Consider the following 25,569-nt stretch of genomic DNA (forward strand, 5'->3'; position numbering starts at 1 on the left):
GGAATAGATCTGGCGACGCTCTACGACGCCGCGCGATGCGCCTCTTCCTGCAGGCGCGACCGCAGCGATTTTGCGGAATCGTTCGGCAGCAGCGTTGCGACCGTCACCGACGGCTCCGCGCGCGCGTCGCGCGTGCCGTGGCTGGTATGGCGCATCACGCTCGACAGCCGCCGCGCGATGGTGTGTGCCGTCTTCAGGTCGGTTTCGGCAAAGACCACGATAACCGACCCGTCTTCCTGGGCGGCGCCGAAATCCATTTGCCGCATCAGGCGGCTGATGATCCGCGCGCCGTCGAATTGCGCGCGGGGATGCTCGGGATCGAATGCAAAGCGTGCGACCGACAATCCGCCGCCGCGTTGCTGCGTCTGGTAGATGGCGCTGGCAAAGTCACGCTCGAAGGCCTCCCGGGTGAGCAGGCCGGTCCGTGCGTCGATCAAGCCGTCGGCGTCGATGGCCTTCAGCGTGCGGCTCAGATGTGCTTCGAAGGCATGCTGGCGGATCAGCGGCAGTGCCGTTGCGACCACCTGGGCCGCGTCGTCGGCGACGATTTCGAGGTTCGGCAGATCGTAAGCCGGCGCTAGGTCGTTTGCCGTTACGACCACGGGAAGGTTGCGGAAACGGGCATCCTCCGTCAGCACGGTGAGGAAGGCGTCGATCACGCGTGGGCTAAAACCTTCGCCGAGCACGATGCCGTCGATGTCCCTGACGTTGAGATGCTTTGCCGCCGCCTCGATCGAGAGCGCGCCGACCACGCCGGTGCGCTCGCCGAGCGCGACCGACAGCGTCGGATAGGCGCCGCCGCGGCCGATCAGCAGCACGGTGGCGTCGCGCGCCGGATCGATATGCGACGGCGCCATCGCCGTTGCCGGTACCAGCCGGCGCATCACGGTCGCATGCAACGACCGCACGCGCAGCGCGGCACGCAGGCGGGCCACCAGACGGTCGGAGCCGCCTTGGGTTTGCAAGGTTTGGGTTTGAAAGAAAGGAATGACGTTGTCCGGATGCGGGACCTGCGGATTAACCGAGATCAGCGGCAGATAAGGCTGGCGTGCCGCAACGCGCGCTGCCAACTCCGCCAGTCGGGCTTCATCGGTGTCGGAGGTTGCAGCCAGCACGGCGGCCGGCTGCACCTGCTCGACGGCGTGCACCGCATCCGCCCATTCGGTCTCGACCACCGGAAACAGCTTCCCGATTTCGAGCGTGGCGGCGAAGGACGGCCGTCTCGCGGTCGACACGACGAGGATAGGACCTTGCTGGGACATGTTGAGAACTCGGATCAGGCGCGCATCTGGAGCCAGCGATCCTAATTCGCGGCGCTTAATGCGGCGTCAACGCCGGCTGCCGGAGGCTCTCAGACCGCGCTGCTTCGATCGCGGAATGCTTCCACCATCAACGGGTTAAGGCCGAGTTCTGTCAGCGCGTCGCGGGCGCGCGCATTGTCGAGCGCGCGGCCGGCGAGCCGGTGGCCGCTGAGGCGGTCGGGCAATGCGGTCAACAGCGCGCCCTGGCCCAGCCGCCGCGCCCACTCCTGCAGGTCCTGCGCCAGGAACCGGTAGCCGCCGACGGCCATGACGCCGGACGGCGGCGCGGTGATGTTGATCGCGCCGGTCACGCGGTCGAGCCGTGCTGCGTAATCCGTATCGACGTAGTCGCGCGGCGGCGAGGCGATCAGGGAGTCGCTCGGCGGCGGAGGCGGCGCATAGGCCGCGACCGGCACCATCGGCCCGCGCAATCCCAACGTGCCGCGCGGCGTCAAAACGATCTCGCCCGCGATCGACGATCCCGGCAACTCGCGCGGCGCGCCGTGGGGGCCGGGCTTGATCAGGGCCGGCGAGCCGTCCTCTGCGATCCGGCGCGCGCCGAACAATCCGGCCTCGCCGAACAGATAGACATCTGTCAGCGTCGCCTGTTGCGCGGTCCAGCACGCGCTGGAGCCGACCTGTTCCGGCGTGCGCCACAGGCCGACGACATTGCGCAGGCTTGGCATCCGCGCGGCGAGGTCCATTTCGTCCAGCCGCAGCGCCAGTTGAGCCGGTGCAATCAGCGTATCGCAGGCCTGCTCGTTGATCTGTTGTTCCAGCGCCTCCTCGTCGAACGGATGGTGCAGCACCAGCGTTCCACCCGACAGCAGCCAGACCGCCAGCGACGAGGCGAGGCCGGCAAACGACATCGGCGAGAAAGCCGACAGGACCGTTGCGCCCTGCGGCACGTCGCTTTCGAGCGACATCGCAAGGCCGCCGGCAATCAGGCCGAGATGGGCGCGCGGAACCGGCCGAAAGCCGTCCGGGGTGACGTCGAAGGAAATCAGCGCCGCCTTGCGGCCGTCCTGGATCACGGCGCGCGAGGTCAGGGATTCCCGGAAAATCGCGTTGTCGAGCGAGGCCATGCCTTCGGGAAGGTCGCTGCCGAAGCCGCAGACATGGCGGATCGAGAACGCCTCGGCGGCGGCGTTCATGGCGATGTCCGAATAGACCACGCCGTCGACCTTGCCCGAGGTCACGATCCCCCGCGCGGCGGTGCGGTTGAGCGCCATGGTCAATTCCGACTGCCGCCAGAGCAGCGGCAGCACCGCGACGACGAGGCCGGCGCGGAAGGCGGCGAGCACGGTGAGCGCGAATTCGATGGTGTTGGGCAGTTGAACCGCGATTACGGAATTGGCCGGCAGGCCGGATTCGATGAAATGCGCTGATAGCGACGAGATCATGCGGTCGGCCTGCGCGAAGGTAAGACGCTTCGGCGGCTGCCCCGTGATGCGCTGCTTGTTGAGGGGATCGACCAGCGCCAGCGCATCCGGCTGTCGCGCCAGGTTCCGTTTGAACAACGTGTCGAGCGTTGGCGAAGCGGTGGGCTGGGTCACGGCGTTACTTCGGCTCTGTCACGGGGTTGCATCACTTGGTGAGTTCACTTCGTTCCCGGCTTCTGCCACCAGGTTTCCGGCAGATAGCCCGTCAACGCGGTCGCTCTGGGTTGTTCTATCCGATTCCAGCGCGCGATCCATTGCTCCTGCACGTTAATAACGGGGATAGCGTAGAAGCCAGACATCAGGGCGCGGTCGAGCGCCCGCACCGCGGAGAAGAAGGCCGGGCGCTCGCGCGCCTCGAGCAGCGCCGCAATCAGGGCGTCGATGGCGGGCTCCTTGGCTCCCATGTAATTTCGCGTGCCGGGAATGTCGGCGGCCTGGCTGCCCCAGTAGAAGGACTGCTCGTTGCCGGGGGACAGCGATTGATCCCAGCGGTTCTGCAGCATATCGAACTCGTAGCCGAGCCGGCGCTGGTCGAACTGCACGGGATCGACTGCGCGCACGCTGGCCTCGATGCCGGCCCGCTTGAGGTCGCGCTGATAGGCCAGCGCGATCCGCTCCTGATCGCGCGTCGTCACCAGGATTTCGAAGGTAAAGGGGATTTTGGTCGAACGCTGCCGCAACACCGTTCCATCGAGCTCGTAACCGGCTTCCGACAGCAATTTGAGCGCGCTGCGCAGCGTCGTGCGGTCGCGCCCCGATCCGTCGGTGACGGGCAGGCGGTAGCTGCCGTCGAGAATATCCGGCCGGATGCGCGCGGTGAACGGTTTCAAAAGCTCGCGCTCGCGATCGTCGGGTGGACGGCTATAGGCAGACAGTTCGGACCCTGCGAAGAAGCCGGCTGCGCGCGCATAGAGCCCGAAAAAGTAATTGCGGTTGATCCACTCGAAATCGAACAGCAGCGTCAGCGCCTGCCGCACGCGGATATCCGAAAACACCGGACGCCGCGTGTTGAACACCAGGAATTCCGATGGCTGCGGCATCCCGGTCTTGATGGTATCGCGGATCACCTCGCCGTTGTGGGCAGCCGGAAAATCATAGCCGTCGTGCCAGCGCAGTGGTTCGTGCTCGACACGAAAGTCGTAGAGGCCGCGCTTGAACGCCTCGAACAGGCCGTTGGATTCGCGATAGAAGTCGAGCCTGATCTCGTCGAAGTTCCACAAGCCACGATTGACCGGCAGGTCGCGGCCCCAGTAATCGGGATTGCGGGTCAGCGTGACGCTGGCCCCAGGCTTGACCGCAGTGACGCGATAAGGGCCCGAACCGATCGGCCCGGTCATGGTCGTTTCCTCGAATGTTGCGGGATCGACCGCGTGCCGCGGCAGGACCGGCATCAGGCCGAGGATCAGCGGTAGCTCGCGGTCATTGGCGCCGCCGAAATCGAACCGCACCGTGAGCGGGTCGGGCGCCTCGGCCTTCGCGACCTTGGAATAATACTGGCGGTGATTGGGACGGCCCTTGTCGCGCAGCAGCTCCCACGAAAACAGGACATCGTCCGCCGTGACCGGCTTGCCATCGGCGAAGCGCGCTTTGGGGTCGAGGCGGAAGGTGACATAGCTGCGTGCGTCGTCGGTCTCGACGCTTTTGGCCAGCAGGCCGTAGAGCGTGAAAGCCTCGTCATTGCCGCGGGTCATCAGGCTCTCGACCACCAAGCCCCGCATCTGCTGAACGGCGAGGCCGCGGACGATCTGGGGATTGAGGCTGTCGAAGGTTCCGAGGATACCCCAGACCAGGCGCCCGCCCTTCGGCGCATCGGGGTTGGCGTAGGGCATATGCGTGAAGTTGGGGGGAAGGGCCGGCGCACCGTGCATCGCCAGCGCGTGGCTTTCGGCCGCTTTTGCCTCGCAGAACGGCGCAAGCGGCGTTACACCCAGCGCGAGGGCGACACACGCCAACACACGCAGGCGGATACGCCCGCAGACGGTCACAGGCGGGCAGGGATTTGATTCGAAAATGCGCACGCGAAAGCTTTACCATAGGCTTCGGCCCCGACCTTTGGGGAATGCCAAAGATGCCTGTCGGCATTGATCTTTTCGCCTGCCGCTGTATTGAAGGCGGGCAATTGATGATGGCGGGAACAGCTGTCACGTATCCGCCTCAATTGCCAACGAGACAGCCGCCTCAGCGCGGCTAGGTGTCGGTGCCTGTAGCGGTTTCGGGCGCTGCGGTTCAGAAAGGGTTTTCCGCAATGAATTTCCGTATCTTGGCCGGGTCGATCCGGCCGCATGGGCAGATCTTGGCCCTGTTGGCGGCCTCGGCATTGTCGGCAACGTTGATCGCTTCGGGCGCGCAGGCCCAGCAGGCCGCGCCCGGCGCGCCGAAGGCTGTCCAGGCCCAGGCGCCCGCTCCGGCTGCTCCGAAAGCGCCTCCGAAGGCTGCTCCCAAGGCTCCGGCTCCCGCCGGCGCCCCGGCCGCGCAAGCCCCTCCGGCCGGCGCTCCTCCCGCCGCCGCCCAGCCGCCGGAACAGCAGGTTCAGCTGATCTACGCGCCCTGGACGAAGTTCTGCCTCAAGGGTCAGGAAGCTGGCGCCAAGCAGGTTTGCTTCACCGGCAAGGACGGCCGCATCGAGTCCGGTCAACCCGTCATCGCCGCCGTCATCATCGAGCCGGAAGGCGAGCCGAAGAAGCTCCTGCGCGTGACCCTGCCGCTCGGCATGCAACTCGTCCACGGAACCCGGATCATCGTCGACAGCAATGCGCCGCTGCAGGGCCCCTACGTCATCTGCTTCCAGAACGGTTGCATGTCCGACTACGAAGCAACCCCCGAGCTGATCGCCAGCATGAAGAAGGGCCAGAATCTCGTTGTTCAGGCGATCAATTCCAACGGCGCGCCGCTGACGCTGCCGCTGCCGCTCGCAGGTGAATTCGCCAAGGCCTATGACGGTCCGCCGACCGATCCGAAGGTGTTCGAGGAAAACCAGAAGAAGCTGCAGGAAGAGCTGCAGAAGCGGGCTGAAGAGCAGCGCAAGAAGCTCGAGGGAGCGGGTGGCGGCGCCGCCAATCCGGCGGCGAAGTAACAGCCGCGTCGTTCGACAAAACACAAAAGGCGCCCGAGCAGGGCGCCTTTTTTTATTGCGGGCAAAGATGGCTAGTTCAAAGATGGCTAATTCAAAGATGTCTAGTTCAGTGACGGATTACGCGGGCGATAGCCGCCCGACTTGTCCTTGACGAAGATCTCGGCCACCTGCGAATGCCGGATCGGCTCGCCGGAATCGTCCGGCAGCAGGTTTTGTTCGGAGACATAGGCGACGTATTCGGACTCCGAATTTTCCGCGAGCAGATGATAGAACGGCTGATCCTTGTGAGGCCGCATCTCTTCAGGGATCGACAACCACCATTCCTCGGTATTGTTGAATTCCGGATCGATATCGAAAATCACGCCCCGGAATGAAAACACCCGATGGCGGACAATCTGCCCGATCTGAAATTTGGCGGTGCGCGCTTTGATCATGTCCCGTCGAATAGACCATGATTGTGGCCGATGCTAGGGGCAATAGGACGAATTAACCTTTACGCGTGGTGGCCGGATCCAGTGCCATGCCCCAGAAATCACTGACGAAAAGACGTTTCCGAGATGGTCGATATCCTCAACCTCGCGCTTCCCTATTTTGGATTGATTTTTATCGGCTTTGCCTGCGGCAAGACCAGAGGGCTGCCGGAATCGGGCCTCGCCTGGATGAACTTCTTCCTGCTGTACGTTTCTCTGCCGGCGTTGCTGTTTCGCATCATGTCGGAGACACCGTTCGCCGAACTGAACAACCCGCCATTCCTGATCGCAACGACGATCGGCACGGTCAGCGCTTTCGTGCTGGCGATGGTGACAGGGCGGATCATCGGCGACCTCTCGCTGCGCAAGGCGACGATCTCCGGCCTGGCGGGCGCCTACGGAAATATCGGCTACATGGGACCGGGGCTGGCGCTGGCGGTGCTCGGCAGCAAGGCGGCGGCGCCGACGGCGCTGATCTTCTGCTGCGACAGCATCTTCCTGTTCTCGATCGTGCCGCTGTTGATGGCGCTGACCAATCGTGAGCATCCGTCCTTCCTGCACGCGGTTGGCGTCGCCGTGCGGCAGATCGTGATGAACCCGCTGATCATGTCGGCTGCCGCCGGGGCGCTTGCTGCGGCGCTACATATTCAACTGCCCGTTGCGGTCGACAAAACGCTGCTGTTCCTGCAGAACGCGGCAGCGCCGACCGCGCTGTTCGTGCTCGGCGTCACCGTGGCGTTGCGCCCGTTCGATCGCGTGCCCTGGGAAGTCCCCGGCGTGATCGCGACAAAACTGCTGATCCATCCGCTGATCGTGTTCGGATTGATGCTGCTGTTCGGGCCGTTCGCGCAGCCCTGGGCGGCGACCGCCGTCCTGATGGCCGCACTGCCGCCGGCGCTGAACGTGTTCGTGATCGCCCGGCAGAACAATACCTGGATCGAGCCCGCGTCGGTTGCCGTCCTGATTGGCACCTTCGCCTCGGTGGTCACGCTGACCAGCGTGATGTGGTTCATCCAGAGCGGGCGGCTGGTGTTCCCATAAAGCGTGGCGCGGGTTCTCGAACCACAAAATCGCGAAAACAACCCCATGCAAAGTAGAATGGGCCCCGGCTCGCAGCACTCGGGCCGCTTGCGTCCGGGCCTAGCTGACGCGTTTCCAGGTCGGCGCCAGCCCCTCGCGCATCGCAAGCCGTCGCAGCGGGCCGAACGAGCCAAGGAGATGCATGCCTGCAGCGCGCAGCGATTGCATGGGCAGGAAGTCGCTGAGCAATGAACGGTTGGCGACATCGATGGCAATCAGCCGGCTCGCGACGTCGGCGCGGCGGGCGGACTGATAGCGCGCCAGGACGGCCAGCGATCCCGGATCTTCGCCGAGCGAAATCGCGCTGCCTGCGATGTCGGCGATATCGGCAGCGTCGCGCAATCCCATGTTGAGGCCCTGCGCGCCGATCGGCGGCACCACATGGGCGGATTCGCCGACCAGCGCGACACGATGGCTGGCGAATTGCGCAGGCCGCTCGATCGTCAGCGGAAACAGGTTGCGCCCGGCTTCGACCTGGACGCGGCCGAGAATGGAGTGCGACTGTTTTTCCGCGGCTTCCGACAATTCGTCGTCGCCGAGCGACATCAGCCGCTCGGCTTCCCTGGCCGCCGAGACCCACACCACGCTGCAGCGGTTGCCGGGCAGGGGCACGAATACGCACGGACCCTGCGAGGTGTGAAACTCAGTGGAGATGCCGTTGTGCGGCCGCGAATGGGAAATGTTGAAGGTCAGCGCCGACTGATGCAGGTCGCGGCGGCTGATCCCGATTCCGGCCGCCGCGCGCGACGGCGATTGCCGCCCGTCGGCGCCGATCACCAGCCGCGCTGCAAGCTGCTCGCCCTTGCTCGTATGGATAACGACGGTCGCATCCTGCGGGTCGATCGTTGCCGCCGCATCGTCAAATCGGGTCAGGTTCGAAAGCCCGGCGGCGCGCTCTTCGAGGGCGACCATCAGCGAGCGGTTGTCGATGTTGTAGCCGAACTGTTCGAGACCGATCTCGTCCGAGGAAAACCGCACCTCGGGCGCGCGGATCAGCCGGCCGGTGTCGTCGACGAGGCGCATGGTCCGCAAGGCGGCCGCCTTGTCACGGCAACGGGACCAGACATCCAGACGTTCGAGCAGATCGGTGGAAGCCCCCAACAGCGCCGTGGTGCGATTGTCGGCATAGGGGACGCGGCGGGCGAGCAGGGCGGTTCTCGCGCCGGTTGCGGCGAGCGCGATGGCCGCGGTCAACCCCGCCGGCCCGCCACCGATCACGGCGGTGTCATAAATTTGCGATGCATCATTCATATTAGGACAATTGACGTTCGGAGCGGCATTTTCAAGCCATCAACCGGCCGAAATGTTTCCGCCCTATCGCGCGGCGGAACGCCGCAAAGCGCCGATATGCAAATCGCAGCGATTCCTGATAGCACTGCCGGAGCAATGGACCAGACCACAGAGCCAGATTCCGCACCCGCGACCAGCCGAATGCGGACCGCAGCGTTCGCCGTGCATATCTTCACGGCGATGGGCGCGGGCGTCGCGTTGCTGGCGATGCTGGAGGCCGTGCGCGAACACTGGGCCAACATGTTCGGCTGGCTCGGCGTCGCCCTGATCATCGATGCGATCGACGGCCCGCTGGCGCGCAGGCTGGATGTCGTGCGGCTGCAGCCGAACTGGTCGGGCGAGGTGCTCGATCTCGTGGTCGATTTCGTGACCTACGTATTCGTTCCGGCCTATGCCATCACCGCGAGCGGGATGCTGCTGCCGGTGGCGGCGCCGCTGCTCGGCATCGGCATCGTGGTGTCGAGCGCGCTCTATTTTGCGGACCGGCGTATGAAGGCGTCGGACAATCATTTCCGCGGCTTTCCGGCGCTATGGAACGTGGCCGCGTTCTACTTGTTCTTGCTGCACTTGCCGCCTGCGCTTTCCAGCCTTGGCATCGCCGTTCTGATCGCGCTGACGTTCGCGCCGTTTCACGTGCTGCATCCGATCCGCGTCGTTCGGCTGCGCTGGCTCACCCTGTGGCTGCTTGGTGCCTGGGCCGTTCTTGCGATCTACACGCTCGTCTACGACTTCAACGTAGCCGCTCCTATCATCGCCGGGCTCTGCGCCATCGCCGCCTATATCGTCGGCAGTGACGCGGCGATCCGGCTCATAAAGTCATTCAAGGCATGATGGAATTGCTTACAAGCCCGGAAGCCTGGGCGGCGCTGCTGACATTGACAGCGCTTGAAATCGTGCTCGGCATCGACAACGTCATTTTCATTTCGGTGATCGTCTCGCGCATTCCTCCCGCGCAGGCCAAACGCGCACGCCAGATCGGCCTGCTGCTGGCGCTGGTGTTCCGCATCGTCCTGCTCAGCGTGCTGGTGTGGCTGATCGGCCTGACGGAGCCCGTCATCGCGGTGAGAGACATCGAATTTTCGTGGCGCGACATCATCCTGATCGGCGGCGGCCTGTTCCTGATCGCCAAGGCGACACACGAAATCCATGGCGAAGTCGAGGCCCGCGAAGCGGGAGACGACGGCGCGCCGAGCGCGAGCGTGTTCTTCTGGGCGATCATGCAGATCATCGTCATCGACATGGTGTTTTCGCTGGACTCGATCATCACGGCGATTGGTATGGCGCAGGACCTGGAAATCATGATCGCCGCCGTCGTGATCGCCTGCGTGATCATGTACGTCTCGTCGGGCCCGGTGGCAAAGTTCGTGGCCAATCACCCGACCACCAAGATGCTGGCCTTGGCGTTCCTGGTGCTGATCGGGGTGGCGCTGGTCGCCGATGGATTCAAATTCCATATCCCGCGCGGCTACATCTATTTTGCCATGTTGTTCGCGGCCGCGGTTGAACTGTTCAATGTGCTCGCCAGACGCAACCGAAGGAAGGCCGCCAGATAACCGGTTTGAACCGATCAGTTGACAAGGCGTCGGCAATGGCTTTCGTTTCGCATCCAAGTTGGGTGCCTGAGTAAATACCGGAGGGAGAGACTGTCATGACCAAGGCCGTGCGCGTGCACAAGGTAGGGGGTCCGGAAGCCCTGGTGTATGAGGACGTGGACGTGGCGGCGCCCGGACCGGGCGAGGTCCGCATCCGCCAGCATGCCGTCGGCCTGAATTTCATCGACGTCTACTTCCGCACCGGCCTCTACAAGGCGCCGGGGCTGCCGTTCATCGCCGGCAACGAGGCGGCCGGCGAGGTCGTGGCCGTCGGGCCGGGCGTCACCAATTTTCACCCCGGCGACCGCGCCGCCTACTATTTCACGCTTGGCGGCTACGCCAGCGAGCGGGTGATCCCGGCGGACAAGCTGGTCAAGCTGCCCGACCACATCACCTATGAGCAGGGCGCGGTGCTGATGCTCAAGGGGCTGACGGTCTGGTACCTCCTGCACAAGACCTTCAAGGTCGAGCCCGGCCATCGCGTGCTGATCCATGCCGCCGCTGGAGGCATTGGGCTACTGGCCTGCCAGTGGGCAAAGGCGCTCGGCGCGCATGTGATCGGCACCGTAGGCTCCAAGGCGAAGGCCGATCTCGCGCTCGCCAATGGCTGCGACCACGTCATCCTCTACAACGAGGAAGATTTTGTCGCGCGGGTGAAGCAGATCAGCCGCAACGAACTCTGCGATGTCGTCTATGACGGCGTCGGCAAGACCACCTTCCCGGGCTCGCTGTCGTGCCTTAGGCCTCGCGGCCTGTTCGTGAGTTTTGGCAACGCCTCCGGCCCGGTGCCGCCATTCCCGCTCACTGAGCTCAACAATCACGGCTCGCTGTTCGCGACGCGGCCGAAGCTCAACGACTATGTCTCTACCCGCAAGGAACTGCTTGAAGGCGCCGACACGCTGTTCGCCGCCGTGATCAATGGCAAGCTTCATGTGCCGATCAACCACGCCTATGCGCTGAAGGATGCCGCCAAGGCGCATATCGAACTCGAGAGCCGGGCGACGACGGGGGCGGCGATTCTGCGGCCTTAGTTTCTACACTAGATCGCACCTCAGACTCGTCATGCCCGGCCTTGTGCCGGCCATCCACGTCTTGCAGCAGCGTAAAGAAAGACGTGGATGGCCGGGACGAGCCCGGCCATGACGAAATCCGACAGATGAATTACGCCACCCGTCTCGCAGCTCCTGCCTTCACCAAAATCGCATCCAGGCAATCGATCATCAGCGATATCTCCTCGCGCGTGACGTTGAGCGCCGGCATGAAGCGGAGCGCATCGGGCTGCGGCGAGTTGATAAGCACGCCGTCCGCCAGCGCCTCGGCCACGATCGCGGCGCCGATCGGCAGTTTCAGATCGAGCGCCAGCAGCAGCCCGCGGCCACGGACTTCGCCAAGACCATGCCGCGCGGACAGTTTTTGCAGTTCGCTTTCCAGAAACAGGCCGGCATCCGCGGTCGCTTTCAGGAATTCCGGCTTGGATACATGCTCGAGAACGGCAAGCCCGGCGGCGCACATCAACGGATTGCCGTTGAAGGTGCCGCCCTGGTCGCCGTGTTCGAAGCACGACGCATGCTCCGTCGCGAGCAGGGCGGCCAGCGGCACGCCGCCGCCGATGCCCTTGCCGAGCGTCATGATGTCGGGCTCGATGCCGGCATGCTCGTAGTGGAATAGCTTGCCGGTGCGGCCCATGCCGGTCTGGATCTCGTCGACGATCAGCAGCAGGCCGTGCTCTTTCGTCAGCGCGCGCAGCTCCGTCATGAACTGATCGGTCGCCGGCCAGACGCCGGCTTCGCCCTGGATCGGCTCCAACATCACGGCAACCGTGTTGTCCGAGATCAGCGCCTTCACTGAATCGAGGTCGTTGAGCTTGGCTTTGCGGAAGCCTGATACTTTCGGCTCGAACAGCGGCTCGAACGCTTTTTTGCCCGACGCCGACATGGTGGCGAGCGTGCGGCCGTGAAAGCCGCCCTCGAAGGTGATGATTTCGAACGCGCCGTTCTTGTATTTGGCGCCGTATTTTCGCGCGAGCTTGATGGCGCCTTCATTGGCTTCCGCGCCGGAGTTGGCGAAGAAGACCTGATCGAAGCAGCTTTTTTCGACCAGCGCCTGCGCCAGCTTGAGGCTCGGACCGTTGTAGAAGGCGGGGCTTGGTGTCAGCAGCAGCTTGGCTTGCGCGGCGAGCGCTTCTGCAACGGCAGGCGGCGAATGGCCTAGCGCGTTGACGGCCCAGCCCTGCACGAAGTCGAGATAGCGCTTGCGGGAGTCGTCCCAGAGATAGGAGCCCGCACCGCGGACGAACACCACCGGCGGGCGAGCGGTAATCTCCATCAGCGCGTCGAACGGATGGGTGGCGTCAGTCATGTCGATCTCCTCTGGGGTTTTGGAAGGGGCAGGCCGAAACGCAAGAAGGCCGCACTTTTGAGGGTGCGGCCTTCTCGAAAACTTGGCTGAAACTAGCTGATCAGCGTTGTCGTCGGACACGGCGCAACCCATCGTCGCTGGAGCGACGACGCAGGCAGGCGCGGCGGTTGGTCCGGTTCAGTTTCATGGCGATGGCCCATACAGCCGAACGGTGGGCCATGTCAAGGGCGCTGGCCTTCGGCATCTGCCCCGTGAAGGTGTAACCTTGCTCTCGGTTATCAATCCGATAACGTCGTCGGCGTACTGAAGTATGTTGTATCAGAGGCGCCGTTGGTTGAATCGATTCAGTTTCAAAAGGTTTGCTCGACACCAAGTCTCTCGGGCTTTTCGCTGGTCACGACGGCGGTGGCTGAAGATCAATCGCTCCTGTTTCTTTTTGTCGAGGTTTCCGGAAGCAGTTCCGTCGTTGAGACATTTCAGCATGGCGTTGGCATTTTTCCGCGCGCAAAGATGGAAGTCCCGAAGCGATTTTGCCTGCAGCGCATGAGCGGTGGCTCGTTGCGGTCGATTGATCTTCCCCTGCTCGACGTCACTTTCCCTCGGGTCGATACCTTTCCCGACGGACGAATTCTTCTTGCGAGCCCCAGATGTTCGTGGCGTGCCGAACACGACTACGACCTGAATGGCATCATCTTCGATCCGGGCACCGGCCGATCCAGGCGCGTGCTTCTCGGTGACGGCATCGACAGTATGCAGATCGATCGCCTTGGCCGAATCTGGGTCTCCTACATCGACGAAGGCATTTTCGGCAATTTCGGCTGGGGAACTCCAGGACCGCCGCCGGTCGGCTCAAGCGGGCTGGCGTGCTTTTCTGCGTCTGGCGAAAAGCTCTGGGAGTTTCCAAGAAGTACGGGCTACGACATTACGGATTGCTACGCGCTCAACGTGTCAGGCTCAGAAGCGGCCATCTTCTTCTACACGGACTTTCCGATCTGCAGGATCAGCGGGGACTATCGCTTGAGCTTCTGGAAGACAGATCTGCAAGGCTGTCACGCATTCGCGCTTTCCGAAACGGAGGCTTTTTTTCTGGCCAGTACAAGGAGCCGCCCGACCTTGCGCATATTGGCAGGCTAGTCGCGGGCGAGCTTAAGGAAACCCGGCGAATACGTCTCTTGATGCCAGACGGCTCCAGTCGATCGGGAGGACGATTGCAGGGAAGGGGCAGGCACCTCTACCACTTCGATGCCGAGAATGTTTGTTGTGTGAGCTTGGATTAACCGCGTGTTCAGCCGGTCACTCAAACGCGTCAAAACCCCGCGACGCTGCCGTGCAGGTCGTATTGATCGGCGCGTTCGATCTTCGCGGTGACGATCTCGCCAACCTTCAGCGGGCGGCGGCTGGAAAGATAGACCGCGCCGTCGATCTGCGGCGCGTCGGCTTTTGAACGACCCTTTGCGACGGTCGGGCCGACTTCGTCGATGATGATCTGCTGCCTGGTGCCGACCTTGCGCTTGAGACGCCGCGCCGAGACTTTCTGCTGCCGCGCCATCAGCGCGTTCCAGCGCTCCTGTTTGACTTCTTCGGGCACAGCGTTGCCGATGGCATTGGAAGCCGCACCCGCGACCGGCTCGTATTTGAAGCAACCGAGACGATCGATCTCGGCTTCTTCGAGCCAGTCGAGCAAATAGGCAAAGTCGGAATCGGTTTCGCCGGGGAAGCCGACGATGAAGGTCGAGCGCAACGTCAAATCAGGACATTCCTCGCGCCACTTCTGGATCCGCACCAGCGTCTTTTCCTGCGCGGCCGGACGTTTCATGGCCTTGAGGACGTCCGGGCTTGCATGCTGAAAGGGGATATCGAGATAGGGCAGAATCTTGCCCTCGGTCATCAGACCGATGACTTCGTCGACATGCGGGTAGGGGTAGACATACTGCAGCCGCACCCAGGCGCCGAGTTCGCCGAGTTCCCTGGCGAGGTCGGAGAATTTGGCGCGGACCTGGCGATCCTTCCAGGGGCTGTCGGCATATTTGATGTCGACGCCATAGGCCGAGGTGTCCTGCGAGATGACCAGCAGTTCCTTGACGCCGGCACTGACCAGCCTTTCCGCCTCGCGCAGCACGTCGTTGGCCGGGCGCGACACCAGGTCGCCGCGCAGCTTTGGAATGATGCAGAAGCTGCAGCGGTTGTTGCAGCCCTCGGAAATCTTCAGGTAAGCATAGTGCCGCGGCGTCAGCTTGACGCCCTGCGGCGGCACCAGATCGAGATGCGGGTTATGAACCGGCGGCAGCGCCCGGTGCACCGCCTCCAGCACGCTCTCATATTGCTGCGGGCCCGTGATCGACAACACGCCGGGATACGCCGCCTCGATCTGCTCGGGTTCCGCGCCCATGCAGCCGGTGACGATGACCTTGCCGTTCTCCGCCATCGCCTCGCCGATGGCGCCGAGCGATTCCTGCTTGGCGCTGTCGAGGAAGCCGCAGGTGTTGACGATCACGATATCGGCGCCGTCATGCTTGCGCGCGAGCTCATAACCTTCGGCGCGCAGCCGGGTGATAATGCGCTCGGAATCCACCAGCGCCTTGGGGCACCCAAGCGAAACAAAGCTGACTTTGGGCGCAGCGGCCTGTTGCATATCTAATCTGCCTGATTGATACGCACGAACTAGTCCCAATTGCCCACAATTACAAGGCTTTGCCCGGGCCTCTGACGTGCTATGGATGCCCGGCCGGGTTAAGAGTTGATCGATGAGCGCTGAGTCGTCGCCGAAAATCGTCATTGTCGACGAAAGCCCGATCCGGGCCGCGATCCTGGAAGAGGGATTGCGGGAGGCCGGCTTTACCGGCGTCGTGCATATCAGCGAAATGCAGAGCCTGCTGGCGCGGATCTATGCGCTCGACCCCGACGTGATCCTGATCGATCTGGAAAACCCCAGCCGCGACGTGCTGGAACAGATGTTCCAGGTCAGCCGCGCGGTGCGGCGGCCGATCGCCATGTTCGTCGACCAGAGCGATGCGGCCTCGATTCAGGCCTCCGTCGACGCCGGCGTTTCCGCCTATATCGTCGATGGCCTGAAGAAGGAGCGGATCAAGCCGATCCTCGACCTCTGTATCTCCCGCTTCAACGCCTTCTCGAAGCTGCAGGACGAACTCGACCGCACCAAGTCAGCGCTCGAGGAACGCAAGGTCATCGACCGCGCCAAGGGCATCCTGATGAAGGTGAAGGGCCTCACCGAAGACGAGGCCTATGTGCTCATGCGCTCCACGGCGATGCGCGAGAAAAAGAAGATCGGAGAGATCGCGCAGTCGATCCTGACCGCCTCGGAGCTGCTGAAATGACGACACCGCTGCATATCGGCTTCATTCCGCTGGTCGACGCCGCCGCGCTGATCATCGCCGTCGACAAGGGCTTTGCGGCAGCCGAAGGGCTCGACGTTAAGCTGGTGCGGGAGGTGTCGTGGTCCAATGTCCGCGACAAGCTCAATATCGGCCTGTTCGACGCGGCGCATTTGCTGGCGCCGGTAGCGATTGCGTCGAGTCTCGGGCTTGGACACGTCAAGGTGCCGATAGTGGCGCCGTTCAATCTCGGCCTCAACGGCAACGCGATCACGGTATCGCCGGCGTTGCATGCGGCAATCATGGGCGAGATCGAGGGCGATGCCGTCGATCCCATGGCCACCGCGCTGGCGCTCGCGCGCGTCGTGGCCATCAGGCGCAAGAGCGGGGCGGAACCGCTGACTTTTGGCATGACGTTCCCGTTTTCCACCCACAATTACCAGCTTCGGTTCTGGATGGCGGCAGGCGGGGTCGATCCCGACGAGGACGTTCGCCTGGTGGTGCTGCCGCCGCCCTACATGGTGGACAGCCTCGCCAACGGCCATGTGGATGCGTTCTGCGTCGGCGCGCCCTGGAATTCCGTCGCGGTCGACCTCGGCGTCGGCCAGATCCTGCATTTCGTCTCGGATATCCTGGTGCGCGCGGCAGAGAAGGTTCTCGCGGTCAGGCAAAGCTGGTCGGAAAAGAATGCGGACGTGCTGGCTGCCCTGGTCCGGGCGGCGTCCCACGCCGCCGAATATATCGAGGATCCCGGAAACCGCGCCGAGACCGCGCATGTCCTGGCGCGGCCGGACCGGATCGGCGTCGGCGCCGAGGTGATCCAGCGCACCCTCGACGGCCGGCTGAAGATTTCACCCGATGGTCAGCGGCGCGAAAGCGGCCGCTATCTCCTGGTCGGGCGCGAGGGCGCGGGTCGGCCCGATCCCGCTCAGGCCGCCTGGCTTTACGCGCAGATGGTCCGCTGGGGGCAGACGGCGATGCGGCCAGACGCGCTCCGAACCGCGATGGGCGTCTTCAGGCCGGACCTCTACGACGCCGCCATGGGGCATCAGGGCAAGGCTCCCAGCGCTTCCGACGCCATCGGCGCCTTTGCCGGTCCCGCGTTTGACCCTGGCGACATCTCCGGCCATCTGGCGGCATTTCAGATCGGCCGCTGGAAACCCTGACAGGGGTTCTTCAATGAAGAAATATTGAGCACTTGTCTGCATTGCCTAAGTATTAGGCTATCTGCTTCAAGAGCAGCAGTGAAGCCAGCTTCATAATTTCGAGGCTGGGTTCATAACCAATTGAAATAAAACAATATTGTTCGTGGCTTGGTGTGGCACGCAACTTGTATGTTGCAGTGCGGCCGGTCGTCATGGATGCCTCTGGCCTACATCCAAGATGGATTTCCGCAGCAACGAAGCTGGTCGGACCGCTCAATCCAGGCCCGGCCTACAAGGCCAAGCCGGTTTCCAGGCGGTCGCACCCAACTTCGTTGACGGCACTACTCGTGGCCGCAGGACCTTCGTCGCGCACCATGAAGATCGAAACGCTCACAATCGACTTTACCGACGAGCAGAAACGCTACCTTGAAGGCTTTACCACCGGGCTGCAGATCAGCCGGGTGGGGCGCGGCCTCGGCGGCGGTAAGGCGGTCAAGGCGAATGCCGAACCGACCGGACCGGACGCCGCGCATATCAAGGCGCAGGACAAGGTCACAGCCTCCGGCAAGAAGCTCACCGACCCCGAAAAATTCAAGCGCGAGGAGCATCCGTTCGATGCCTATCCGCGGCTGAAGCAGCAGGCGCTCGACAATGCGCCACCAAGCCCTGCGGATAATTTCCGCTGGCGCTATTACGGCCTGTTCTATGTGGCGCCGGCGCAGGATTCCTACATGTGCCGCTTACGGATTCCGAACGGCATCCTGAAGCACTGGCAGTTTGCCGGTCTGGCCGATCTCGCCGAAAAACTGTGCGGACCGTTTTGCCACGTCACCACACGGGCCAATCTGCAGGTGCGCGAGATTCCGCCGAAGCACGCGGTGGCGTTGATCGAAGGCATCCAGGATCTTGGCCTGTGCTCGCGTGGTACCGGCGCCGACAACATCCGCAACGTTACGGGCACGCCGACGGCCGGGATCGATCCGCAGGAGCTATTGGACACCCGCGAATATGCGCGCGAGTGGCACTACCACATCCTCAACGATCGCTCGCTGTACGGGCTGCCGCGCAAGTTCAACGTCGCCTTCGACGGCGCCGGCAAGATCGCCGTGCTGGAAGACACCAACGACATCGCGTTTTCCGCGGTCGAGGTGAAGGATGGTTTTGGCGTCGAGCCCGGCGTCTGGTTTCGGCTGGGGCTCGGCGGTATCACCGGCCACAGGGATTTCGCCAAATACGGCGACATCATCGTCAAGCCGGCCGATGCGACAAAAGTGTCGGATGCCATCGTGCGCATCTTCATCGATCTCGGCGACCGCACCAACCGCAACAAGGCGCGGCTGAAATACGTGCTCGATGGGATGGGGCACGACAAGTTTCTCGCGCTGGTCGAGGAGCGGCTCGGCAAACCCTTCACCCGCGTGCCGCCGGAAGCGCTCGCCCCGCGGCCGGCCTTCGACCGCATGGCGCATATCGGGGTGCACAGGCAGAAGCAGGAAGGGTTGAACTGGATCGGCGTGTCGCTGCCGCTCGGCAAAGTCACCTGCGATCAGATGCGCGGGCTGGCCAAGATCGCGCAGGATCTCGGCGACGGCGATATCCGCCTGACGGTCTGGCAGAACCTTCTGATCCCGGGCGTGCGCGGCGACAACGTTGAGCTCGCGATCGCTGCGATCAAGAAGATCGGGTTGGCGGTCGAAGCTTCGCAAATCCGTGCCGGGCTGATCGCCTGCACCGGAAACGCGGGCTGCCGGTTTGCGGCGTCGAACACCAAGCGCCATGCCGCCGAGATTGGCGACTGGTGCGAACCGCGCGTCAATATCGACACGCCGCTTAACATCCACGTCACCGGCTGCCATCATTCCTGCGCGCAGCATTACATCAGCGATATCGGGTTGATCGCTGCGAAAGTGGATGTCGGCGAGGATGTCGATCCCGTCGAGGGCTATCATCTGTTCACCGGCGGCGGCTTTGGACCGGATGCCGATGTCGGGCAGGAGGTCTATCACGACCTCAAGGCGGAAGACGCGCCGAAGACGGTCGAGAGATTGCTCAAGGCCTATCTGGCGCATCGCGTTTCGCCCGAAGAAACCTTTCTGACGTTTGCGCGCCGCCATGACGGCGAGACGCTGCGCAAGCTTGCCGACGCCCAGGTCGCTGACGTTCAGGTGTCCTCATGAACCAGATCACGCCGCCTCCGAAAATCGAAATCATCCCGTCCAGCGCGCCATTCTCCGAAGCGCAGCGCTCGTGGCTGAACGGGTTTTTCGCCGGACTTCTGTCAGATGCGATGCCGTTGTCGGCCGAACAGGGCGCGGCCGTCATGGAAGGAGCCGGCGGCGACGGCGATGACGGCGAAGCGCCGTGGCATGACCAGACCATGCCGATGGCCGACCGCATGAAGCTCGCGGAAGGCCGCCCGCTGCGGCGGCGCATGATGGCGGCGATGGCGCAGCAGGATTGCGGGCAGTGTGGCTACGACTGCCATAACTATTCGGAAGCGATTGCGAACAAGAGCGAAGCACGGCTCAACCTCTGCGTTCCCGGCGGCAAGGAAACCGCACGGATGCTGAAGTCGCTCTATGAGGATATCGACAAGGCGCCGGCCGTGGCCTCATCGGCGCCCGCAACCGCGCCGGCTGTGGTGGTTGCGGAGCCGGGCCGATCGCGCGACAAACCGATCGCAGCGACCTTCCTGTCACGTCGCCTCCTGAACAAGAAGGGTTCGGAGAAGGAGACCTGGCACATCGAGTTCGATCTGTCCGGTTGCGGGCTCGACTATGTCGTCGGCGATTCCTTCGGCATTTTCGCGCGCAACGATGTCGGGCTGGTCGACCAGATCATCGCACTGCTCGGCGCCTCCCACACCACCAAGGTCAACGGCAAGACGCTGCGCGAGGCCTTGATCGATGACGTCTCGCTGTCGCCGGCGCCGGACTCGCTGTTCGAGTTGATCTCCTTCATCACCGGCGGGGCTACCCGCGAGAAGGCGAGGGCGCTGGCGCAGGGCGAGGACCCCGATGGCGACGCGGCAACGCTCGACGTGATGGCGGTGCTGCAGAAATTCTCCGGCGTGCGCCCGCACCCCGAAGCCTTTGTCGAAGCGCTCGAGCCGCTGCAGCCGCGGCTCTATTCGATCTCGTCGTCGCATAATGCCACGCCCGGAAAATTGTCGCTGACGGTCGACTGCGTGCGCTATGTGATCAACAAGCGCAAACGCTTAGGGTTGGCGTCGACCTTCCTTGCCGAGCGGATCAATCCCGGCGATGAGCTGAAGGTCTATGTGCAGAAGGCGCATGGTTTTGCGCTGCCGCAGGATCCCAAAACGCCGATCATCATGATCGGGCCCGGCACCGGCGTGGCGCCGTTCCGCGCCTTCCTGCTCGATCGTCGCGCTACCGGCGCGCCGGGCAAGAACTGGCTGTTTTTCGGCCATCAGCGCAGCGACTGCGATTTCTTCTATGCCGACGAACTCAACGCCTTGAAGACGTCGGGCCTGCTGACGCGGTTGTCACTGGCGTGGTCGCGCGACGGCGACAAGAAGTTCTACGTGCAGGACCGCATGCGCGAGGTCGGCCGCGAATTGTGGACCTGGCTTGCCGAGGGCGCCAACATCTATGTCTGCGGCGACGCCAAGCGGATGGCCAGGGACGTCGAGCGCGCCCTGGTCGATATCGTCGCCCAATTCGGCGCCCGAACCACCGACGAAGCTGTCAGTTTTGTCGGCGAATTGAAGAAAAAGGGCCGGTTCCAGCAGGACGTTTACTAATTCCGGGTTCCAGCTGGCTCAAATCGGCCCGAATAAAATTCTCGCTCTGGTCGGGAGGAGGGGAATTTCCCCTCGAAATGGAGGGCGCGGGAGCGCCCATATCGCTATTTCGGCGGATATCTTGAATCCGGGCGCAAACGATATTCCATATGCAGTCCATGCCGCGTTGGAGATCGATGATGCGCGAACTATCGGCGGAAGCCCGCCTGCACCTTTATGCACGCTCGGTGTCCCGCCGTTCCGGCACCGGGTTGCACACCGCCGCGCTCTACAGCGCGTTCGCGCTCATTGCCGCGATCGTGTTCGGCACGCTCTCGGTTCATCCGTTCTAAGAATTAAATTATCGTCTTGAACGGCGCCACCGCAATCCCGGCATCCTTCAACGCCTGACGCACCGCGCGCGCGATGTCGACCGCGCCGGCCGTGTCGCCGTGAATGCACACGGTGTCGGTGCGCATCTTGATTACCTTGCCGGTGACTGAGACGACCGCGCCGTCCTGCACCATCCGCACCACGCGGTCGGCGATCTCTTTCGCGTCATGCAGCACGGCACCCGGCTTCTTGCGCGACACCAGCGAGCCAGTGTCCTCATAGGCGCGGTCGGCAAACACCTCGTGCACCATCGGCAGATTGGCGGCTTCGCCGGCTTGCACCAGTTTTGAATTGGCGAGCACCACGAAAATCAGGTTGGGGTCGACCGCCTTGATGCCGTTGGCGATGGCTTTTGCGGTCATGTCGTCCTCGCAGGCGACGTTGGAGAGCGCGCCATGCGCCTTGACGTGGGTGACCTTGTAGCCGGCCGCGGTCGCAATCGCCTGCAGCGCGCCGATCTGGTAGGCGATCAGGTTCTCGATCTCCGAAGATTTCAGGCCTGGGATCGGCCGCCGGCCGAAGCCGTGCAGGTCGCGATATCCAGGGTGCGCGCCGACGCTGACGCCGCGCGCTTTCGCCAGTTCGACCGTGCGGCGCATGATGTCGGGATCGCCGGCATGAAAACCGCAGGCGACGTTCACCGACGTCGCCAGCTCGATCATCGCGGCGTCGTTGCCCATTTCCCACGTGCCAAACCCTTCGCCGAGATCGCAATTGAGGTCGATGGTTGTCATGTTGCTGGTCCGCTTCTCGTGAGTGGATTGGTTGATCAGTCCGGGCCCGATATTTCGGCCAACGACACGGCGTGCCAGGTTCCGGCATCGACGGCGCTGACGGCGTGGCCCGCGACATTGGCATCGTGCAGCGCATCGATGTTGAGATCAACGCTTTCGATCGCTCGCAGCCGCTCGGGCAGGGTGCGCAGCAGCTCGGCAAATTTGCGCGCTTCGGCCTGCGCTTCCGCCATGCTGATGGCTCTGAAGCGAAAGGTGCGCCCGGCGAGGATCTGCGCGAGCCGCCCGAAGTCGGCCGAAATAACGGTCGCAATCTTGGGATAGCCGCCGCTGGTGCCGCGGTCGCGCATCAGCACGATCGGCTGCCCATTTCCAGGCACCTGCAGGCTGCCGTTGACGGTGCCGTCGGAAACGATGTTGTGGCCGTGGAGATGCCTGAGCACAGGGCCTTCGAGCCGGTAGCCCATGCGGTCGCTGGTCGCCGAGATCTTCCATTCGCTGTCGACAAACAGCTTTTTGGTCTCGTCGGCGAATTCGTCGTCCTGCGGACCCCACACCACGCGGATCGGCGCGTCGGTTGCTGCCGGCAGCTCGATCCGCTGTTCCGGCGCGCCGCTTGCGGCCTTCGTCTGCAGTTCGTCGCCGGACTGCAGCGGGCGCGGATAGGGGCTGCCGAGGCCGGCGCGGGCATTGACCGCGAGGCTGCCGAACATCGGCTCGCCGGCAATGCCGCCTTCGATCGCGAGATAGCTGAACGAGCCGCCGCGCGCAAAACCGAGCGTCAGCGTCTCGCCGTCGGCAAGCGTTGCGGAAGTATCCGATGCCACGGCGCGGCCGGCAATGTCGGCATTGCGCGGGGCACCCGCCAGTGCGATGCGCACCGCGCCGCCGCGCGCGGTGAACTTTGCCCCGAACGGACCGACCTCGACGGCCGCCGTGAACGGCCCATTGCCGGCCAGCGTATTCGCGGCCGCCAGCGCCAGCCGATCCATCGCCCCGCTTGGAACGAGGCCGTAACGCTGGGCGCCGGGACGTCCGCCGTCCTGTACCGAACTTGCCGGGCCGATCGATGTAATGACGAGCTTGCTCATGAGGCGATCTGCTCGGCAATGAATTCGCCGGCCTCGGCGGCACGATCCTGCTCCGCGAAAGTCTTGGCATCGATCGCCGTAAAGGTGACGTTGTCGCCCGGTTCCAGCAGGAAGATCGGATCGCGGTGGAGCTGGTAGGTGCGGACGGCCGTTTGTCCCAGAAGGTGCCAGCCGCTCGGGCCGGCCAGGCACTGCACGCCGGTCTGCACCCCGCCGATTGAGATGGTGCCGGCCGGCGTCAGCAGGCGCGGGTTCTGCCGCCGCGGCATGTGCAGGGTATCTGCGAGACCGCTGAGATACGACCAGCCGGGCGTAAAGCCGATCATGGCGACCCGGTAGTCGCCGGCAACATGCCGCGCCACGATCTCGTCGGGGGTGGTGTTGAGGGTTTTTGCGACGTCCTCGAGGTCGATGCCGTGCTCGCCGCCATAGACCACCGGAATGCGCCAGCGCCGGGTCTTTGTCGTTGCCGGTACCGGCCGCTGCGCGAGCGCGAGAATCTGTTCGCCAAGCTTGTCGAAGTCGATCAGCACGGGATCGTAATGCACCAGCAGCGAGCGATAGGTCGGCACCGTCTCGGTGACACCCGTGAGCGGCTCAGCAGCCATGGCACGGTCGAGCGCCAACACCCGCCGGTTGGCGGCATCGTCGATGTTGCGGCTGAACTCCACCGTGATGGCGCTGTCGCCACTCGGCAAAAGGCGGGGCGGGGGTAGCGTCGCGGCCATGGCCTCTAAACTGTCTCGCAGCTTTGGCTTTTGAGCATGATCTCTGCGGAAAACCGGTACCCACTTTTCCGGATCATGCTCCTATGCTGGTCTCCACCTCTAGCGTGTTTTGGGTGCGAGTGGAATTCGCTTCGCGCGAAATCAGCCTGTAAGTTCAATAAATTAATCTGCATGCCGACGATAAGATGTTGTGATCGCGCTCCTTTCCGCGAGCCCTTGACGTGCCATCCGCGCTTCGCAAGATGCGCTATCTTTCACCCGTCCTCCGGAGCCTGCATTCCAGATGTCCCTGTCCCCCGAAGCCCTCGCAACCCTGTCCGGCGTGTCCATCGCCACCATCACCACCGTGCTGCTCAAGAAGGGCCTGCGAAACGTCTGGATGCGCGGCACCAAGCCGCTGCGGCCCGGGCAGCCGCGCCTGGTCGGACCGGCCTTCACGCTGCGCTTCGTGCCCGCGCGCGAGGATCTCGCGACGCCGGAATCCTGGTCGTCGCCGATCTCGACCCGCACCGCGATTGAAGCCATGCCGAAAGGCTGCATCGCCGTGGTCGACGCCATGGGCGTCACCGATGCCGGCATCTTCGGTGATATTCTCTGCGCGCGCATGGTCAAGCGCGGCGTTGCCGCGCTGATCACCGACGGCGTGGTGCGCGACGTCGAAGGCGTGCTCGGCACCAATTTGCCCGTGTGGTGCGACGGCTTCGCAGCGCCGCCTTCGGTCGCCGGGTTGACCTTCGTCGGCTGGGGCGAGCCGATCGGCTGCGGCGGGGTCGCGGTATTTCCGAACGACATCGTCGTCGCCGACCAGGACGGCGCGGTGCTGATCCCGCAGGCGTCGCTCGACCATGTGCTGGCCGAAGGGCCGGAGCAGGAGCGGATGGAAGCCTGGATCGTCAACGAGGTGAATAACGGCGCGGCATTGCCGGGCCTCTATCCGATGAACGCCGAGACCAAGGCGCGTTACGCAGCAACCAAGAAATAACCTGAGAAAAAGGGAGAAACTCCATGGAAATCCATCTCGCTGGCTCCCGGCCGACGCGCCGGGCGCCGCCGGACTATTTCACCGGCACGGTGCTGCAGGATCCGATCATTGCAACGGAGTCGCCGGCACGGCTGGTCTCGACCCGGGTTTCGTTCGAGCCGGGCGCGCGAACCGCGTGGCATACGCATCCGCTGGGCCAGACGCTGTACGTGATCTCAGGCGTTGGCCGCGTGCAAGCCAAGGGCGGGCCGATCCGTGAAATCCGGCCGGGCGATGTGGTCTGGATTCCGCCGAATGAAAAACATTGGCACGGCGCTTCGCCAACCAACGGCATGACCCATATCGCCATGCAGGAAACATTCGACGGCAGTTACGTAACCTGGATGGAGCACGTGACCGACGCGGAGTATTCCGAGAAGGTCGGCTGAACGCCTGTCGCTTCACAAGCGCTGCGCGGTCCAGGTGCCCGAGCACAGGGCTGCGCGCCATGTGCCCGATCCCGACGCGCCGTTGAGAACGCCGGAGCCGACCGCGCGCTTCATGCCGCTTGCAAGTGTCACATGGATGGCGCCCGCTTCGGCCACGCGACCGGACGCCGTTACAGTCGCGCTGTTCGAGGCGACCTGGCCGTTGTTGATTCCGATCGAGACCGACGCGCCGCTGTTGCAGGCTGCGTTCGACGAGGTGATCTGCACATTCCAGGCGCCGTCGAATGTTGCGGCCGCGGATGGCGTCGCGAAGCCCAGTGCAACAAGCAGCGAAACGGCTACTGCGGATTTCCGAGACTTGACCATGACGCGCCCCTTTGGTTTG

General features: G+C 63.7%; 24 protein-coding genes. 13 read left to right on the top strand and 11 right to left on the bottom strand.

Translation table 11 applies throughout. The annotated features are described in order from the left end of the window. Positions 1–20: 20 nt before the first annotated feature. From V1293_RS04685 to V1293_RS04695, 3 genes are all read right to left on the bottom strand, one after another. The gene (locus V1293_RS04685) at positions 21–1,262 is read right to left on the bottom strand and encodes a GGDEF domain-containing protein (RefSeq protein ID WP_334507116.1); all 1,242 of its coding nucleotides are present in this window, start codon (positions 1,260–1,262) and stop codon (positions 21–23) included. Between the two features lie 89 nt (positions 1,263–1,351). Beyond that, positions 1,352–2,857: a class I adenylate-forming enzyme family protein gene (locus tag V1293_RS04690; RefSeq protein WP_334507118.1), complete on the bottom strand. Its 1,506-nt coding sequence runs from the start codon at positions 2,855–2,857 to the stop codon at positions 1,352–1,354. A 44-nt stretch (positions 2,858–2,901) separates the two neighbouring features. Then, positions 2,902–4,698 (bottom strand): extracellular solute-binding protein, encoded by a 1,797-nt coding sequence (locus V1293_RS04695; RefSeq protein WP_334507119.1) that lies wholly within the window; start codon positions 4,696–4,698, stop codon positions 2,902–2,904. A gap of 290 nt (positions 4,699–4,988) precedes the next feature. Between V1293_RS04695 and V1293_RS04700 the strand changes: the two genes are divergently transcribed. Next, positions 4,989–5,816 carry an invasion associated locus B family protein gene (locus V1293_RS04700; protein WP_334507120.1) on the top strand — a complete coding sequence of 276 codons (828 nt, stop codon included), beginning with the start codon at positions 4,989–4,991 and terminating at the stop codon, positions 5,814–5,816. Between the two features lie 101 nt (positions 5,817–5,917). On the opposite strand, the gene hspQ is transcribed toward V1293_RS04700, so the two are convergent. Next, entirely contained in the window at positions 5,918–6,250 is a 333-nt protein-coding gene (hspQ, locus tag V1293_RS04705) for a heat shock protein HspQ (protein ID WP_334507122.1), read from the bottom strand. A 123-nt stretch (positions 6,251–6,373) separates the two neighbouring features. Between hspQ and V1293_RS04710 the strand changes: the two genes are divergently transcribed. After that, positions 6,374–7,327, top strand: a complete 954-nt coding sequence (locus V1293_RS04710; RefSeq protein ID WP_334507124.1) for an AEC family transporter — start codon at positions 6,374–6,376, stop codon at positions 7,325–7,327. 99 nt (positions 7,328–7,426) lie between these two features. Here V1293_RS04710 and V1293_RS04715 read toward each other — a convergent pair whose 3' ends face one another. Beyond that, positions 7,427–8,617 carry a UbiH/UbiF family hydroxylase gene (locus V1293_RS04715; protein ID WP_334507125.1) on the bottom strand — a complete coding sequence of 397 codons (1,191 nt, stop codon included), beginning with the start codon at positions 8,615–8,617 and terminating at the stop codon, positions 7,427–7,429. A 135-nt stretch (positions 8,618–8,752) separates the two neighbouring features. Here V1293_RS04715 and pcsA point away from each other — a divergent pair, with 135 nt between their 5' ends. From pcsA to V1293_RS04730, 3 genes are all read left to right on the top strand, one after another. Next, on the top strand, positions 8,753–9,487 hold the full coding sequence (gene pcsA / locus V1293_RS04720) for a phosphatidylcholine synthase (protein ID WP_334507126.1): 735 nt from the start codon (positions 8,753–8,755) through the stop codon (positions 9,485–9,487). Continuing rightward, positions 9,484–10,209, top strand: coding sequence for a TerC family protein (locus V1293_RS04725; protein ID WP_334507127.1), 726 nt, complete (start codon positions 9,484–9,486; stop codon positions 10,207–10,209). Before pcsA ends, V1293_RS04725 begins: the two co-directional genes overlap by 4 nt. Before the next feature lie 95 nt (positions 10,210–10,304). Continuing rightward, positions 10,305–11,279 (top strand): quinone oxidoreductase family protein, encoded by a 975-nt coding sequence (locus tag V1293_RS04730; RefSeq protein ID WP_334507128.1) that lies wholly within the window; start codon positions 10,305–10,307, stop codon positions 11,277–11,279. Between the two features lie 130 nt (positions 11,280–11,409). Here V1293_RS04730 and V1293_RS04735 read toward each other — a convergent pair whose 3' ends face one another. Further along, positions 11,410–12,606 carry an acetylornithine transaminase gene (locus V1293_RS04735; RefSeq protein WP_334507129.1) on the bottom strand — a complete coding sequence of 399 codons (1,197 nt, stop codon included), beginning with the start codon at positions 12,604–12,606 and terminating at the stop codon, positions 11,410–11,412. Between the two features lie 330 nt (positions 12,607–12,936). On the opposite strand from V1293_RS04735, the gene V1293_RS04740 reads away from it, so the two are divergent. Next, positions 12,937–13,740: a hypothetical protein gene (locus V1293_RS04740; RefSeq protein ID WP_334507130.1), complete on the top strand. Its 804-nt coding sequence runs from the start codon at positions 12,937–12,939 to the stop codon at positions 13,738–13,740. Between the two features lie 172 nt (positions 13,741–13,912). Here V1293_RS04740 and rimO read toward each other — a convergent pair whose 3' ends face one another. After that, positions 13,913–15,238 (bottom strand): 30S ribosomal protein S12 methylthiotransferase RimO, encoded by a 1,326-nt coding sequence (gene rimO / locus V1293_RS04745; RefSeq protein WP_334507132.1) that lies wholly within the window; start codon positions 15,236–15,238, stop codon positions 13,913–13,915. 112 nt (positions 15,239–15,350) lie between these two features. Here rimO and V1293_RS04750 point away from each other — a divergent pair, with 112 nt between their 5' ends. The 5 genes from V1293_RS04750 (at position 15,351) to V1293_RS04770 (ending at position 21,181) form a co-directional block, all read left to right on the top strand. After that, on the top strand, positions 15,351–15,941 hold the full coding sequence (locus V1293_RS04750) for an ANTAR domain-containing response regulator (RefSeq protein ID WP_057852587.1): 591 nt from the start codon (positions 15,351–15,353) through the stop codon (positions 15,939–15,941). Further along, a complete protein-coding gene (locus V1293_RS04755; RefSeq protein WP_334507134.1) occupies positions 15,938–17,104 on the top strand; it encodes a CmpA/NrtA family ABC transporter substrate-binding protein in 1,167 nt (388 codons plus the stop codon). The genes V1293_RS04750 and V1293_RS04755 overlap by 4 nt, the downstream gene beginning before the upstream one ends. 353 nt (positions 17,105–17,457) lie before the next feature. Continuing rightward, positions 17,458–19,260, top strand: coding sequence for a NirA family protein (locus V1293_RS04760; protein ID WP_334507136.1), 1,803 nt, complete (start codon positions 17,458–17,460; stop codon positions 19,258–19,260). Next, positions 19,257–20,849, top strand: a complete 1,593-nt coding sequence (locus V1293_RS04765) for a sulfite reductase subunit alpha (RefSeq protein ID WP_334507138.1) — start codon at positions 19,257–19,259, stop codon at positions 20,847–20,849. The genes V1293_RS04760 and V1293_RS04765 overlap by 4 nt, the downstream gene beginning before the upstream one ends. Positions 20,850–21,028: 179 nt before the next feature. Then, on the top strand, positions 21,029–21,181 hold the full coding sequence (locus V1293_RS04770; protein WP_247777853.1) for a hypothetical protein: 153 nt from the start codon (positions 21,029–21,031) through the stop codon (positions 21,179–21,181). Between the two features lie 3 nt (positions 21,182–21,184). Here the strand turns inward: V1293_RS04770 and V1293_RS04775 are convergent, their stop codons facing one another. Genes V1293_RS04775 through pxpB form a run of 3 tightly spaced genes read right to left on the bottom strand, consistent with a single transcriptional unit; the run spans position 21,185 to position 23,774 of the window. Beyond that, entirely contained in the window at positions 21,185–21,955 is a 771-nt protein-coding gene (locus V1293_RS04775) for a LamB/YcsF family protein (protein WP_334507140.1), read from the bottom strand. Between the two features lie 35 nt (positions 21,956–21,990). After that, on the bottom strand, positions 21,991–23,046 hold the full coding sequence (locus V1293_RS04780; RefSeq protein WP_334507142.1) for a biotin-dependent carboxyltransferase family protein: 1,056 nt from the start codon (positions 23,044–23,046) through the stop codon (positions 21,991–21,993). After that, positions 23,043–23,774 (bottom strand): 5-oxoprolinase subunit PxpB, encoded by a 732-nt coding sequence (gene pxpB, locus V1293_RS04785; protein WP_334507143.1) that lies wholly within the window; start codon positions 23,772–23,774, stop codon positions 23,043–23,045. The genes V1293_RS04780 and pxpB overlap by 4 nt, the downstream gene beginning before the upstream one ends. 283 nt (positions 23,775–24,057) lie before the next feature. On the opposite strand from pxpB, the gene V1293_RS04790 reads away from it, so the two are divergent. Then, positions 24,058–24,756 carry a ribonuclease activity regulator RraA gene (locus tag V1293_RS04790; protein WP_334507144.1) on the top strand — a complete coding sequence of 233 codons (699 nt, stop codon included), beginning with the start codon at positions 24,058–24,060 and terminating at the stop codon, positions 24,754–24,756. A 23-nt stretch (positions 24,757–24,779) separates the two neighbouring features. Continuing rightward, positions 24,780–25,184: a (R)-mandelonitrile lyase gene (locus V1293_RS04795; RefSeq protein ID WP_334507145.1), complete on the top strand. Its 405-nt coding sequence runs from the start codon at positions 24,780–24,782 to the stop codon at positions 25,182–25,184. 12 nt (positions 25,185–25,196) lie between these two features. Here V1293_RS04795 and V1293_RS04800 read toward each other — a convergent pair whose 3' ends face one another. Beyond that, positions 25,197–25,550 (bottom strand): hypothetical protein, encoded by a 354-nt coding sequence (locus V1293_RS04800; RefSeq protein WP_334507147.1) that lies wholly within the window; start codon positions 25,548–25,550, stop codon positions 25,197–25,199. Positions 25,551–25,569 lie beyond the last annotated feature (19 nt).

This window comes from Bradyrhizobium sp. AZCC 1693 (assembly GCF_036924745.1).
Classification (GTDB): Bacteria; Pseudomonadota; Alphaproteobacteria; order Rhizobiales; family Xanthobacteraceae; genus Bradyrhizobium.

Excerpts from the sequence above, each read along its gene's own strand:
- V1293_RS04755 (WP_334507134.1), top strand. The coding sequence starts at position 15,938 with ATGACGACACCGCTGCATATCGGCTTCATTCCGCTGGTCGACGCCGCC.
- V1293_RS04765 (WP_334507138.1), top strand. The coding sequence starts at position 19,257 with ATGAACCAGATCACGCCGCCTCCGAAAATCGAAATCATCCCGTCCAGC.
- V1293_RS04750 (WP_057852587.1), top strand. The coding sequence starts at position 15,351 with ATGAGCGCTGAGTCGTCGCCGAAAATCGTCATTGTCGACGAAAGCCCG.
- V1293_RS04790 (WP_334507144.1), top strand. The coding sequence starts at position 24,058 with ATGTCCCTGTCCCCCGAAGCCCTCGCAACCCTGTCCGGCGTGTCCATC.
- V1293_RS04775 (WP_334507140.1), bottom strand. The coding sequence starts at position 21,955 with ATGACAACCATCGACCTCAATTGCGATCTCGGCGAAGGGTTTGGCACG.
- hspQ (WP_334507122.1), bottom strand. The coding sequence starts at position 6,250 with ATGATCAAAGCGCGCACCGCCAAATTTCAGATCGGGCAGATTGTCCGC.
- pcsA (WP_334507126.1), top strand. The coding sequence starts at position 8,753 with ATGGACCAGACCACAGAGCCAGATTCCGCACCCGCGACCAGCCGAATG.
- V1293_RS04700 (WP_334507120.1), top strand. The coding sequence starts at position 4,989 with ATGAATTTCCGTATCTTGGCCGGGTCGATCCGGCCGCATGGGCAGATC.
- V1293_RS04730 (WP_334507128.1), top strand. The coding sequence starts at position 10,305 with ATGACCAAGGCCGTGCGCGTGCACAAGGTAGGGGGTCCGGAAGCCCTG.
- V1293_RS04685 (WP_334507116.1), bottom strand. The coding sequence starts at position 1,262 with ATGTCCCAGCAAGGTCCTATCCTCGTCGTGTCGACCGCGAGACGGCCG.
- V1293_RS04795 (WP_334507145.1), top strand. The coding sequence starts at position 24,780 with ATGGAAATCCATCTCGCTGGCTCCCGGCCGACGCGCCGGGCGCCGCCG.
- V1293_RS04715 (WP_334507125.1), bottom strand. The coding sequence starts at position 8,617 with ATGAATGATGCATCGCAAATTTATGACACCGCCGTGATCGGTGGCGGG.
- rimO (WP_334507132.1), bottom strand. The coding sequence starts at position 15,238 with ATGCAACAGGCCGCTGCGCCCAAAGTCAGCTTTGTTTCGCTTGGGTGC.
- V1293_RS04760 (WP_334507136.1), top strand. The coding sequence starts at position 17,458 with ATGAAGATCGAAACGCTCACAATCGACTTTACCGACGAGCAGAAACGC.
- V1293_RS04710 (WP_334507124.1), top strand. The coding sequence starts at position 6,374 with ATGGTCGATATCCTCAACCTCGCGCTTCCCTATTTTGGATTGATTTTT.
- V1293_RS04800 (WP_334507147.1), bottom strand. The coding sequence starts at position 25,550 with ATGGTCAAGTCTCGGAAATCCGCAGTAGCCGTTTCGCTGCTTGTTGCA.
- V1293_RS04780 (WP_334507142.1), bottom strand. The coding sequence starts at position 23,046 with ATGAGCAAGCTCGTCATTACATCGATCGGCCCGGCAAGTTCGGTACAG.
- V1293_RS04725 (WP_334507127.1), top strand. The coding sequence starts at position 9,484 with ATGATGGAATTGCTTACAAGCCCGGAAGCCTGGGCGGCGCTGCTGACA.
- V1293_RS04735 (WP_334507129.1), bottom strand. The coding sequence starts at position 12,606 with ATGACTGACGCCACCCATCCGTTCGACGCGCTGATGGAGATTACCGCT.
- V1293_RS04770 (WP_247777853.1), top strand. The coding sequence starts at position 21,029 with ATGCGCGAACTATCGGCGGAAGCCCGCCTGCACCTTTATGCACGCTCG.
- pxpB (WP_334507143.1), bottom strand. The coding sequence starts at position 23,774 with ATGGCCGCGACGCTACCCCCGCCCCGCCTTTTGCCGAGTGGCGACAGC.